This is a genomic window from Paenalcaligenes niemegkensis (assembly GCF_022230885.1).
GTDB lineage: Bacteria > Pseudomonadota > Gammaproteobacteria > Burkholderiales > Burkholderiaceae_B > Paenalcaligenes > Paenalcaligenes niemegkensis.
Genome location: NZ_JAKGCT010000004.1, coordinates 876,946 through 889,267 on the forward strand (window position 1 = coordinate 876,946; position 12,322 = coordinate 889,267).

A 12,322-nucleotide genomic window follows, 5' to 3' on the forward strand; every position below is an offset into this window, starting at 1 on the left:
CTATTACTGGCCTTCAAGAAAAGACTTCAGCTTGTCGGCGCGGCTAGGATGACGCAGTTTACGCAGCGCCTTGGCCTCAATTTGACGGATGCGCTCACGCGTTACATCGAATTGCTTACCGACTTCTTCCAGGGTCTGGTCAGTGCTCATTTCTATACCGAAACGCATGCGCAAAACTTTCGCTTCACGTGGCGTCAAGGAGTCGAGCACATCTTTGACCACATCACGCATCGAACCATGTAATGCCGAATCAGATGGAGACACCGTATTGTTATCTTCAATAAAATCACCCAGGTGCGAATCATCGTCGTCACCAATAGGCGTTTCCATCGAGATAGGCTCTTTGGCAATTTTCAGAATTTTCCGTACACGATCTTCGGGTAAATCCATCTTTTGTGCCAAGGTGGCCGGATCAGGCTCAACCCCTGTCTCTTGCAAGATCTGACGATTGATCCGGTTCATTTTGTTGATCGTTTCGATCATGTGAACAGGAATACGAATCGTACGTGCCTGATCGGCAATCGAACGCGTAATCGCCTGACGAATCCACCAGGTAGCATAGGTTGAAAATTTATAGCCACGACGGTATTCGAACTTGTCTACCGCCTTCATGAGGCCAATGTTACCCTCCTGGATCAGATCCAGGAATTGCAGACCCCGGTTCGTGTACTTCTTGGCAATAGAAATAACCAGACGCAAGTTAGCTTCGGTCATGTCACGCTTGGCCTTGCGTGCCTTGGCTTCACCGGTAAGCATGCGCTTGTTAACCTCTTTGAGGTCTTTAAGCGGCAATACCACTCTGGCTTGTAAATCGAGCAGCTTTTGCTGGATTTCCTGAACAGCCGGTACATATCGCTCAAGCGTTACGGCATAACGTGGGTTCGACGATACTTCGTTAACAATCCAGTCAAGGTTGGTTTCGTTGCCTGGAAAGCTCTTGATAAAATGCGAACGGGGCATGTCTGCACGGTTAACGCAAATTTGCAGAATTTCACGCTCGTGTGCACGAACCTCAGCTACCGTTGCACGCATAGTGTCAGCCAGCTTCTCTACCATTTTAGCGGTAAAGCGCACACCCATGAATTCCTCAAGAATGGACTCTTTCGCTTCGATGTAGCCAGGGCTTTTGTAGCCTTCGCTTTCGAAGGAACTACGCATTTTCTCGAACCACTGTCCGATGATCTCGAATTTCTTGAGTGACTTGGTGCGCAAATGTTCGATCTGCTTGCTGCTCATGCCGCCTGCCGGCCCTTCGTCGTCTTCGTCGCGAGTAACACCTGAGCCCGCGTATTCTTCACCTTCGTCATCGATCAGGCCATCGACAACATCGTCGATTTCCATGGTGCCTTCGCGTACTTCATTCACGTAGGCCAGCACTTCGTTGACGGTGGTCGGACACGCTGCGATCGCCATCACCATATGCTTCAAGCCGTCTTCAATACGCTTGGCGATTTCAATTTCACCTTCGCGCGTAAGCAGCTCGACAGAGCCCATTTCACGCATATACATGCGCACAGGATCAGTGGTGCGGCCAAAGTCGGAATCTACGGTGGTGAGTGCTGCCTCGGCTTCATCTTCGACGTCGTCATCGCTGGAAGCAGCAGGAACGTTATCGCTCATGAGCAGAGTATCAGCGTCAGGAGCCTGATCGTAGACCGAGATGCCCATGTCGCTAAATGTGCCAATAATACCTTCAATGGCTTCAGCGTCGACTAGATCATCAGGCAGATGATCGTTAATTTCACCATAGGTTAAGTAACCACGCTCTTTGCCCAGTTTGATAAGGGCTTTCAAGCGATTGCGGCGGGCCTCTTGCTCTTCTGGAGTCAACTGGCCGCGACCGCCAAACACATCGCGCTCGGCACGACCCCGTTTGGCGCCTTTCTTGGCAACAGGCTTGAGATCTGGAATAACCTCGTCGCTGTCATGCAGATTGTCGTCGTCGTCATCAAAATTGGTATTTTTTGCCGGACGGCCGCGACGGCCACCAGTTGCCACTTTAGCAGCGACCTTAGTGGCTGTTTTCTTGGCAGCTGCCTTTTTAGCTACTGCTTTTTTGCAGCCGCCTTCTTGGCCGGAGCCGCCTTTTTGCAGCGGCTGTTTTGGCAGGTGCGGCTTTCTTTGCCGCTTTTTTGACGGCCTTCTTAGCCGCCGCGCCCTGGACCGTTTCCTCGACGTTCACCGCAGTGCTGTCGGAGCCTGTGGCCGCAGCCATAGCAGACGGAGTCGCGGGCGCTGTCGTCGCAGATTTTTTACCAGTCGTTTGTGTCATAGTGGATTCCATAGACGCAAAACACACATAATGCACCTAAATGTTGTGTGATGCAGGACAAAACGTAATTGCGTAATAACTACTACTATTAACTAAATATCATTGGTGTGACAGCACAGATTCAGGTAAGTAGATTCCCTAGCGATTGCGCTCAAGGGCAGATGTAATCTATGTCATGCTCGGCACCAGATGATGCTTAAAAAAGAACTAACTCTTTGCTCGACACCGTGATTTACAGCGGTGGCAGCGATAATAACTTCGTTTATTACGTAAACCTTATATTTTACTTCAGTTGAGTCAGCGGCGCAGCATTAAGCAGGGCCATACGTCGCGTTAGTTCTTGATATCGTCGTCGGGAGGCCTCATCGGGCAGCCCGGCGGCTATTAACTCTGATTGCTCCGACTTGATAAGTTCAAGTTCGATATGCCGTAATGCGTCATTCCATTCAGCCTGCGGATCAGGTAGCTCTTCATCATCAAGTATTTCAGTCGTCAGTGATATCAATAGGGCACCTACCTCGTTTTCAGGGTCGGCAGCTTCTAACAATGCGCCGGAGTGCCTGGCCTCACTAACGTTAATTAACGCGATTAACTCTTGTACTAATATTAGATTAGGGCTTTGTACGATTATTTCAAGCTGTTGATCAGCTAAACCGTCAACTAAATGCGGATAAGCAGCTAAAAGCCGCAATAACCGCTTGGCAATCGGTGTCACGCTTCGCTTCTGTCGCCCTAAACCCGGACCTTGCTCAAACTCCCCGCGCTTCTTATATTTGCCCCGTTTCTTTTTAGTCCATGGTTCGGCGGAAGGCTCTGAGGAGGCCGCCCCATAATCGCTCGGAGGTCCATCAAAATAAGTCTCTGCAGGATCGTAACCCATTGAGAAATCGGGCGGAATATCATCAAAAGAACGGGGTGGCGCTTCGTTCGACGGAGCTTGCTCGGTAAACGTACGTGGCGAAGTCAAGCCGTCTAGCCGTTGCTGCAACTCGTCTGGAGTCAGTTGCACGAGCTTTGCAAACTCATGCTGAATCTGAAGAGCCAAAGTCGTGTCAGCCAGTGTTTTTAACAAGGGCAAGGCTTCATGAACGCAAGCAGCACGGCCTTCGGCTTCATCCATGCGGTGCCGAGTTGCTAACTCATCGAGCATAAAGGTCGACAAGGCACTGGCCTGGCCCGCCGCTTCACGAAAAGCGTCTGCGCCGAACTCACGAACATAGGAATCCGGATCATGACCTTCAGGCAGAAATAAAAATCGCATGGCGACATCATCACGCACTAAAGGCAAACAAGTTCCCAGTGCCCGCCACGCCGCCTGTCTGCCCGCCCGATCGCCATCGAAGCTAAACACAATACGATCGCTGGCCCGTACCAGTTTTTTTATATGAAATTCGGTTGTCGCTGTACCCAGCGTAGCGACTGCATTTTGCAATCCACTTTGAGCAAGGGCCACCACATCCATATAGCCCTCAACCACCACGACAAAGCCTTCGTGACGGATCCCCTGCCTGCCTTCCCATAAGCCATAAAGCTCATGGCCTTTGGAGAACAGTGGTGTTTCCGGTGAATTAAGGTATTTGGGCTCGCCTTTCTCGATAAGGCGCCCGCCAAAACCGATCACATGCCCGCGCGTATTACGAATGGGAAACATGATCCGCCGACGGAAGCGATCGTAACGTCGAGCATCGTCAGACTCAATGACCAGACCTGACTCAACCAGCAGAGGATCCTCGTAATTCGGATAGACGCTGCTTAAGCCTCTCCTTTCGGTTCCACTCCAGCCCAATCCGAACTGTTTAGCAATCTGACCCGTTAAGCCGCGTTGCTTGAGGTAATTTTTTGCATCATCACTACGCTTTAGTTCGCGTAAATAATGGGCTTGTGCTGCATCAAGTATTTGCTGGTGCTGTGATACTTCTGCTTTGCGACGCTGATCTGCCGCCCGCTGATGCGGGCTTCGTGGCGCCTCAGGTACGGTTAAGCCGACTTCGCTGGCCAAGGAGCGTACAGCTTCAGGAAATGTGGCCCCTGTGTGCTGCATCAAGAAACTCACCGCACTGCCATGTGCACCACAACCAAAACAGTGATAAAACTGTTTGGTGGGACTAACTGTAAACGATGGGGATTTTTCGTTGTGAAAGGGGCAAAGACCAAGCAAATTGGCCCCACCCTTTCGCAACTGCACGTAGCGTCCTACGACATCAGAGATGTCGACGCGTACGAGCAACTCCTGAATGAAGGACTCAGGTATCAATACAAGCGCGGAGGCAACTGCTGACTACGAATACGTTTGTAGTGACGCTTAACTGCGGCAGCATGTTTACGTTTGCGCTCGGCAGTTGGCTTTTCGTAGAACTCGCGTGAACGCAGTTCGGTCAGCAAACCAGTTTTCTCGATAGTGCGCTTGAAGCGGCGCATCGCAACCTCGAAAGGCTCGTTCTCTTTTAGGCGAACAATAGGCATGTAGTCGTAAAGCCTTGTAAATAAATAAGTAATAAAAGTGCTTTTTGCAAAATCAAAAAGCGGCTAAAAATGGTTTAAACATTGCATATATTGCGAACGTACTACATTGTGATTGCACGCAACTATTTTCCACAAGCAATTTCAGGCATAGAAACCCGGACCTGTGCTTAAGCCTGCACTTGAAAATTATGCTGTATGTCTAAAACCTTGATATCCAGCCGCATTTGCAAAAACCGGCAAAATAAATAGGTTAGCCCGTAAGGTTAACATAAAACACGAAAACCTAACAAATATTCGGACCTCAAGCTCAGGTAACGACACCTATAAACAACGGATCAAAGCCCGTTCTCCTGATCGGCTGAGCAAAGGCGCTGAACCGCGCCCTTACGATATCATCAGGAATGCGCAGGGCTGGTGCCTTTGCGAATCCAGGACCCAAGCTGGTGAGGGCGAATACTGTCGTAATCTTCGAAAGGCTGATGAATCCAGGGATTCGTGGGCAAATAATCCACGTAATAATCAGGCTCTACTTCTGAGCGTTCTTTCCACCACAATACAGCAGTGCGCAATTCAGTGATGGCTGGAAACTGCTGTCGTAAGTGGTCACGTACCCGCATGAATGTCATGCCTGTATCGACCATATCGTCAACCAGCAAAACGTTTCCGTCCAGTGTGCCCCGGGTAATCGTAATAAACTGTGCAATATCCAGGCTGCCCTGCTCTGTGCCGGCTGCTTCACGATAGCTACTGGTCGCCAAAATACCTAATGGTACATCGTAAATACGGGACAGCACATCGCCTACACGCATGCCACCTCGGGCCAAACAAACAATCTTGTCGAATTTCCAACCCGACTCGTGAATTTGCAACGCCATACGCTCGACAAGGCGATGATAATCTTCCCAGCTGACCCAAAGGTCGCTATCGGTACTTGGTGGCAGACTCATAACAGTTCCTGACTGAATAGCTAAAGGTGCGTAATCATATACCTTTACGACATTAGACGAAAGTCCTGCACCCTGTAATACAACAACTTACTAAATACAGACTCTTTCGTCACTACCCGTAAAGCACGATAGGCGCTCATAAAAAAGGCTGCGTGAAGTCGAGACTCTGCTCTTCATTTCCAGACCTGCGCCATGAAATAAAACAAGCGACTACTAAGAGTCGCTTGTTCGGCAAAAAACCTGCCTCATTTTACAATGAAGCCGTTTTTAGCGCTGTCCGCTTATTTTGTAAATGAATCGCGAAGTACGATAGTTTCGTTACGATCTGGTCCGGTAGACACCATATCGATTGGAATTTCACAAATTTCAGCAATGCGCTCGAGGTAGCGGCGAGCGTTAATAGGCAGTTTGTCGTATTCGGTGACGCCCACGGTGGACTCTGTCCAGCCTGGCATTTCTTCGAGTACGGGTTCGGCCTCTGCTACAGCGTGCGCGCCATAAGGCAACACGTCAAGAAACTCACCTTTGTAGCGATAGCCCACACCGATCTTGAGCTGCTCTACCCCGTCGAGCACATCCAGCTTGGTAATACACAAGCCGGTAATGCCGTTGATCATGGCTGAACGTTTCATGGCGGCTCCGTCAAACCAGCCACAACGGCGTGCGCGTCCTGTAACCGAGCCGAACTCTTTGCCTACGGTTGCCAGACGCGCACCGGTATCGTCGAGTAGCTCGGTAGGAAAAGGCCCTGCGCCCACGCGTGTGGTGTAGCACTTGGCAATACCGAGCACATAGCTTAGCTGCTGAGGGCCTACGCCGGCGCCAGCAGAAGCCGCACCTGCCAGGCAATTACTGCTGGTCACATAAGGGTAGGTACCGTGGTCGATGTCAAGCAGCGCACCCTGCGCACCTTCGAACAATAGCTTATGACCGGCTTTTTTCGCCGCATACAAATTGCTGGATACATCGGCAACCATGGGCTTTAACTGCTCGGCATAGGCATAAGCCTGTTCGAGTACCTGCGCCGCAGAAATAGCTTCTGCACCCAGATAGTTAGTCAGCACGAAATTATGGTAGTCGAGGGCCTCGCCGAGTTTTTCTTCAAATATCTCGGGATCGTAAAGATCTTGCACACGCAAGGCGCGACGGGCAACCTTGTCTTCGTATGCCGGGCCTATACCACGGCCGGTAGTACCGATTTTGCCTTCACCCTTGCGCTTTTCTCGCGCTTGGTCAACAGCAATGTGATAAGGCAAAATCAAGGGGCACGCATGAGAAATTTGCAAACGGCCACGCACATCTACGCCGGCAGCTTCGAGTTCAGCAATTTCTGATAATAGCGCTTCAGGCGACAACACCACACCGTTACCAATGTAACAAGTGACATGTGCATGCATAATGCCTGAAGGTATTAACCGCAATACCGTCTTTTGTCCGTTAATCCAAAGAGTATGACCCGCGTTATGTCCGCCCTGAAAGCGCACTACGCCTTGTGCTGATTCAGCTAGCCAATCAACAATCTTACCCTTCCCTTCGTCACCCCACTGGGTGCCGATCACCACAATGTTTTTGCTCATGTTGCGTACTTAAAAAGTCTGACCAGGCCATAACAGCCTGATGAATAATCAATAATTATACGAAGTCGCGCAGAAAACTACGCAGAAATCGCCCTCACCTGCCACAAGCCATCGTGCAGCACGAGTTCTCGATCGATAATAAACTCATCGAGTGCGTGCGGCTGATCAGGCAGCATTTGAATCACAATTTCGCCTGCTTCCCGTAATTGTTCGAGCATGGCGATGAGCGAGGCATCTTTGCCCCACGGCGCCCGTATAGCACGGGCAGCTTCGGCGGGTGGCAGCCCACCGGATAATTTGCGTAAATCTAAACTAAAGCCGGTTGCTGGCCGTGAACGACCATACATGGCGCCCACGCCATCGTAGCGACCGCCCCTAACCAAGGCATCATGCCAGCCCGGAGCGTACACCGAGAAGACCACGCCTGAGTGATAGCCATAGCTACCGCCCATATCGGCGAGATCAATAGTGAGATTCTCTGCGGACAAGGCGGCGATCAGGCTTTCAAGGCCATCCAGCGCACTGGTGATTTCAGGCAGCCCAGGCAGGCGTTCGCGCGCTATGGCAATGGTTTCACTACCGTTGCCATATAAGTTGGTGAGCGTCAGCAAATACTGAATACTGTCTGCACGGCAGCCAGGCGCCAGACTTTTTAATTCGTGAATACCCGGAGCATCTTTGGCACTCAGCAAGTCGAAAATCTCGGATGCAAAAGGCACTAGCGCACTGTCATGGTTAATAAGCGCGTGGCCTATAGCGGGAAGATTCAGGTCAAGACGGGCCTGCTGTACGCCAGCCCGTGCGACGCTAGCCAGAGCCAGCTGAATAATCTCGATATCGGCCTCAACACCTGCATAACCAAAGATTTCGGCACCAATCTGCAACAGCTCGCGGTCGGACAGCAAACCAGCCGGACGCGCATGAAGGACTGTGCCGCAATAGCATAAACGAGTTACGCCTTCGCGATTGAGCAAATGTGCATCAATACGTGCAGCCTGAGGCGTAATATCGGCACGCACACCCATGGTGCGCCCCGACAGTTGGTCTACCAACTTGTTCGTGCGCAGATTCAGCTTTGTACCTGAGACCGCCTGAAGCGACTCCAGGTACTCGACCAAAGGAGGAGCGACCAGCTCAAAGCCATAGGTACGATAGAGGTCGAGCAAATAGCGACGCAACTCTTCGATGCGTCTTGCCTCGGTAGGCAAAATATCAGCAAGACTTTCGGGCAACAACCAATTAGACATGTATCAGCCTCGTGCTGCGTTGTCGATGCAGCGGACAAACAAAAAGCGACTTGGGGCGTAAGCCTGCCAAGTCGCTTGCGATATGGTGTAATTAACTTACACGTTAGTATAAACGAATCGCGGCCCAAGTTGGCAAGCCATGCCAACTCAGTGTCGTTTAACGGTTAGTCTCGGATTCGTCGGTTTGTGACCAGAAACGGAAAAACTCGGAATCAGGACTGATCACCAAGGTGTCGTCTGGTGAGCTAAACGAACCACGATAGGCTTCCAGGCTGCGATAGAAACGATAGAACTCAGGATTATTGCCATAAGCTGAAGCATAGATACCTGCTGCCTCACCCTCGCCTTCACCACGAATGGCCTGTGCTTTGGCGTAGGCATCAGCTAATAGCTCTTGACGTTCACGATCAGCTGCAGCGCGAATACGCTCACTTTCAGCCGCACCGGTTGCGCGCAAGCGGTTGGCCTCTTGTTTACGCTCGGCTTCCATACGGCGGTAAACCGACTCGGAAATTTCAGGAGCGAAATCAAGACGACGCAAGCGTACATCAATGACCTCTACACCCAAGGGCCTTGCCCGAGCCTCTACCGCAGTGAGGATCTCGCGCATGATGGCATCACGCTGGTCAGACACGACCTCTTTGACGGTGCGAACGTTAACTGACGCATTGAGTGCGTCGCGAATTTGCGCTTGCAGACGCTCGACAGCACCACGATCAGTTGCCCCGAAGGTAACGTAGAACAGGCGTGGATCGGCAATGCGCCACTTGACGTAGGAGTCGATGAGTAAGTTTTTCTTCTCGGCCGTTTGAATACGTTCGGGGTCTTTGCTTTCAATCGTTTGTAGACGCTTGTCTAAAAAGACCACGTTTTGAAACGGAGGCGGAAGCTTGAAGTACAAACCCGGCTTGCTTATGGATTCTTTAACCTCACCCAGAGCGAACACCAACGCAAGATCACGTTCACGTACGACAAAGATAGAGGACGATAACACCGCCAAGGCGATAGCCAGGGCGATCAGAGCAGGGAACAGACGTTGCATCATGACCTCCTAGCGTGCGTAAGGTGAGTAAGGGTTCGCTAAACTATTGCCAAGCGAAGACGGAACAGACGGTGTAGAGCCATTGTTGCTCGACGATGTGGTCGCGGCGGCTGCCCCGGCGCCTGCAGCAGAGCTGACAGAATTACTGCTGTTTCCAGAACTCGGCTGTTGCGGCTGACGAGCCACCTGACTGGCGATTTTATCTAATGGCAAATACAGCATATTGTTGCCAGTAGGTACATCGACCATGACCTTGCTGCTGCTTTCGAGAATCTCTTGCATGGTAGACAGATACAGACGATCACGCATTACGCCAGGCGCTTTGATGTATTCGTTTTCAACACTGGTAAAGCGCGCGGTGTCACCTCGGGCATCACCCACGACAGTAGCGCGGAAACCCTCTGCCTCTTCAAGCATACGGGCGATCTGACCCTGAGCTTCAGGTAGCACCTTATTGGCGTATGCATTACCTTCGTTAACTTGACGCTCGCGATCCTGCCCTGCCTTGACGGCATCATCAAACGCATCTTGCACTTGCTCTGGGGGCTGAACGTTCTGGATTGCCACCGTGCTGATCTCAATACCGGTTCGATAACGCTCAAGAATGCTCTGCGCAAGGCGGTGCACTTCCTGGGCGACTTCAGTACGTCCCGAATACAACACGAAATCCATAGGCTTACGGCCTACGATTTCACGCATTGCGGTCTCTGCTGCCTGACGCACTGCCTCATCGGGCTGATTGGTATTAAAGATGTAGTCGGGTGCACCGGTGGGCTGCAGGCGATACTGCACCACAAACTGCACATCGACAATACTTTCATCGGCAGTCAGCATCAGCGACTCGGGCAGCACCTTGTTACGGGATGAACCGCGATAGCCGATTTCGAAAGTACGCAACTGGGCGATATTGACCGCTTCATGCGCTTCAATAGGTGCGGGCAGGCGCCATTGCAAACCAGGAGCCAGGGTTTTAGTATATTGGCCAAAGCGGGTTACTACAGCAACCTGCCCCTCTTCGACAATAACAAAACCGCTGGCCAGCCATAAGCCCACTACTGCTATAGCACCACCCAATACGATCTTTGGAGACCCTTTGGGTAGACGCGGCATCGTTGGGCCTGAACCACCGCCACCGGGTGGCGGGTTTCCACGACCTGGCTTGCGTCCAAACATAGAACCCAGGCGCTTATTGAAATCGCGCCAGACCTCGTCGAGGTCTGGTGGGCCATCAGGTTTGGATTCGGGTCGACGAGGGGGCTGATCACCACTTTTATCGCCATTTCGCCCCCAACCGGGGTCATTCAGATTATAAATTCTTGACATTGAACGCATTATTTTCCGGAATTTGACCTGACTCGACGATAACTTCACGTAAATCATCCAATCCGATCCGCTTTAAAGCGCTTACAAAGACTCGCGCAATCTTACCATGCTCGTCGCGCTCGATTCTAGGTTCGAACCCGGCTTGATCTATTTTGTTATAAACCAATACACGAGGGATATGATCCGCACCAATATCTTCCAATACCTTATGGACTTCGTGAACCTGCTCATCGCGCTGCGGACTAGCCGCGTCAACCACGTGCAGCAATAAGCCGGCATGAATGGTTTCTTCGAGAGTGGCTCGAAAAGCCGCAACGAGGGTAGGAGGAAGATCACGAATAAACCCTACCGTGTCTGACACTACAACTTGACCGGCACCTTCAATCCACACGCGACGCGTGGTGGTGTCAAGAGTGGCGAACAGCTGATCTGCTGCATAGGCATCAGCACGTGTTAAGGCATTGAATAAAGTCGATTTACCTGCATTAGTGTATCCCACCAGCGAGACCGTCAAGGTGTCGCTGCGCATTCGTGATCGACGCTGAGTACTGCGCTGACGCTGCGCTTTTTGAAGACGCTCACGAAGTTTGCGAACCTTATCGCCGATCATGCGACGATCAAGCTCGAGTTGAGATTCACCCGGCCCTCGCATACCGATACCACCCTGCCTGTCCAGGTGAGTCCACATGCGCGTTAATCGCGTGGACAAATGTTGCAGCTGAGCTAGCTCTACCTGCAATTTACCTTCATGGCTTTGTGCACGCAATGCAAAAATATCGAGAATTAACGCTACCCGATCAACCACGCGAAGATTAAATCGACGCTCTAGGTTGCGTTGCTGTGCCGGACTAAGGGGCTGATCACAAAGAACCACATCGACATCATGCTCTTCGGCCAGCAGCAAAGCTTCTTGCAACTTGCCCACACCGATGAAATAGGCTGCATCAGGACGACTGCGCTTCACCACCACAATATCGGCGACGACCGCTCCGGCCCCTTCTGCAAGCATGACGAATTCTTCTGCGTGTGCCTGGTAATCGAGTTCACCCATGTCCACACTAATAATCAGTGCTTTCATGGCTGGACCTCAAAATAAATACCCGCTGACCTGTGATTAAGGTCAGCGGGTGCTTGAGAGTACGACTGACGCTTATTCAGCGTCTTCATCCGATTTTAGAGAGACCGGACGCGCAGGTACAACTGTAGATATCGCGTGTTTATATACCATTTGTGTAACGGTATTACGCAGCAATACTACATATTGGTCGAAAGATTCGATTTGTCCCTGTAGTTTGATTCCATTTACCAGATAAATAGAAACAGGGATATGTTCCTTGCGCAGGGCGTTTAAAAATGGGTCTTGTAATACTTGCCCTTTGTTGCTCATTGGCTAGGCTCCAATTATGTTGTTATTTCAGATTAATCTGTCGTAGGTGTACACTTTACAGGGT

General features: G+C 51.1%; 9 protein-coding genes and 1 pseudogene. All 10 read right to left on the bottom strand.

The annotated features are described in order from the left end of the window. Positions 1-3 precede the first annotated feature (3 nt). Positions 4-2,215 (bottom strand): annotated as a pseudogene (gene rpoD / locus L1889_RS08250) (RNA polymerase sigma factor RpoD). A 340-nt stretch (positions 2,216-2,555) separates the two neighbouring features. Further along, entirely contained in the window at positions 2,556-4,526 is a 1,971-nt protein-coding gene (dnaG, locus tag L1889_RS08255) for a DNA primase (protein WP_238664739.1), read from the bottom strand. Continuing rightward, the gene (gene rpsU / locus L1889_RS08260; protein ID WP_238664740.1) at positions 4,523-4,735 is read right to left on the bottom strand and encodes a 30S ribosomal protein S21; all 213 of its coding nucleotides are present in this window, start codon (positions 4,733-4,735) and stop codon (positions 4,523-4,525) included. Before rpsU ends, dnaG begins: the two co-directional genes overlap by 4 nt. A 395-nt stretch (positions 4,736-5,130) precedes the next feature. Beyond that, positions 5,131-5,682, bottom strand: coding sequence for a phosphoribosyltransferase (locus L1889_RS08265; RefSeq protein WP_238664741.1), 552 nt, complete (start codon positions 5,680-5,682; stop codon positions 5,131-5,133). Positions 5,683-5,963: 281 nt separating this feature from the next. Then, positions 5,964-7,259 carry an adenylosuccinate synthase gene (locus L1889_RS08270; protein ID WP_238664742.1) on the bottom strand — a complete coding sequence of 432 codons (1,296 nt, stop codon included), beginning with the start codon at positions 7,257-7,259 and terminating at the stop codon, positions 5,964-5,966. A gap of 77 nt (positions 7,260-7,336) precedes the next feature. Beyond that, entirely contained in the window at positions 7,337-8,506 is a 1,170-nt protein-coding gene (locus L1889_RS08275) for an ATP phosphoribosyltransferase regulatory subunit (RefSeq protein WP_238664743.1), read from the bottom strand. 157 nt (positions 8,507-8,663) lie between these two features. Continuing rightward, entirely contained in the window at positions 8,664-9,548 is an 885-nt protein-coding gene (hflC, locus tag L1889_RS08280) for a protease modulator HflC (protein ID WP_238664744.1), read from the bottom strand. Positions 9,549-9,557: 9 nt separating this feature from the next. Continuing rightward, positions 9,558-10,880, bottom strand: a complete 1,323-nt coding sequence (gene hflK, locus L1889_RS08285; protein WP_238664745.1) for an FtsH protease activity modulator HflK — start codon at positions 10,878-10,880, stop codon at positions 9,558-9,560. Continuing rightward, complete coding sequence (gene hflX / locus L1889_RS08290; protein WP_238664746.1) at positions 10,855-11,949, bottom strand: GTPase HflX; 1,095 nt, start codon at positions 11,947-11,949, stop codon at positions 10,855-10,857. The genes hflK and hflX overlap by 26 nt, the downstream gene beginning before the upstream one ends. A 72-nt stretch (positions 11,950-12,021) precedes the next feature. Beyond that, positions 12,022-12,258, bottom strand: a complete 237-nt coding sequence (hfq, locus tag L1889_RS08295) for an RNA chaperone Hfq (protein WP_238664747.1) — start codon at positions 12,256-12,258, stop codon at positions 12,022-12,024. Between the last annotated feature and the right edge of the window lie 64 nt (positions 12,259-12,322).

What these genes read in the sequence shown, in the direction of transcription:
- rpsU (WP_238664740.1), bottom strand. Translation starts at nt 4,735, where the DNA reads ATGCCTATTGTTCGCCTAAAAGAGAACGAGCCTTTCGAGGTTGCGATG.
- L1889_RS08265 (WP_238664741.1), bottom strand. Translation starts at nt 5,682, where the DNA reads ATGAGTCTGCCACCAAGTACCGATAGCGACCTTTGGGTCAGCTGGGAA.
- L1889_RS08270 (WP_238664742.1), bottom strand. Translation starts at nt 7,259, where the DNA reads ATGAGCAAAAACATTGTGGTGATCGGCACCCAGTGGGGTGACGAAGGG.
- L1889_RS08275 (WP_238664743.1), bottom strand. Translation starts at nt 8,506, where the DNA reads ATGTCTAATTGGTTGTTGCCCGAAAGTCTTGCTGATATTTTGCCTACC.
- hflC (WP_238664744.1), bottom strand. Translation starts at nt 9,548, where the DNA reads ATGCAACGTCTGTTCCCTGCTCTGATCGCCCTGGCTATCGCCTTGGCG.
- hflK (WP_238664745.1), bottom strand. Translation starts at nt 10,880, where the DNA reads ATGCGTTCAATGTCAAGAATTTATAATCTGAATGACCCCGGTTGGGGG.
- hflX (WP_238664746.1), bottom strand. Translation starts at nt 11,949, where the DNA reads ATGAAAGCACTGATTATTAGTGTGGACATGGGTGAACTCGATTACCAG.
- hfq (WP_238664747.1), bottom strand. Translation starts at nt 12,258, where the DNA reads ATGAGCAACAAAGGGCAAGTATTACAAGACCCATTTTTAAACGCCCTG.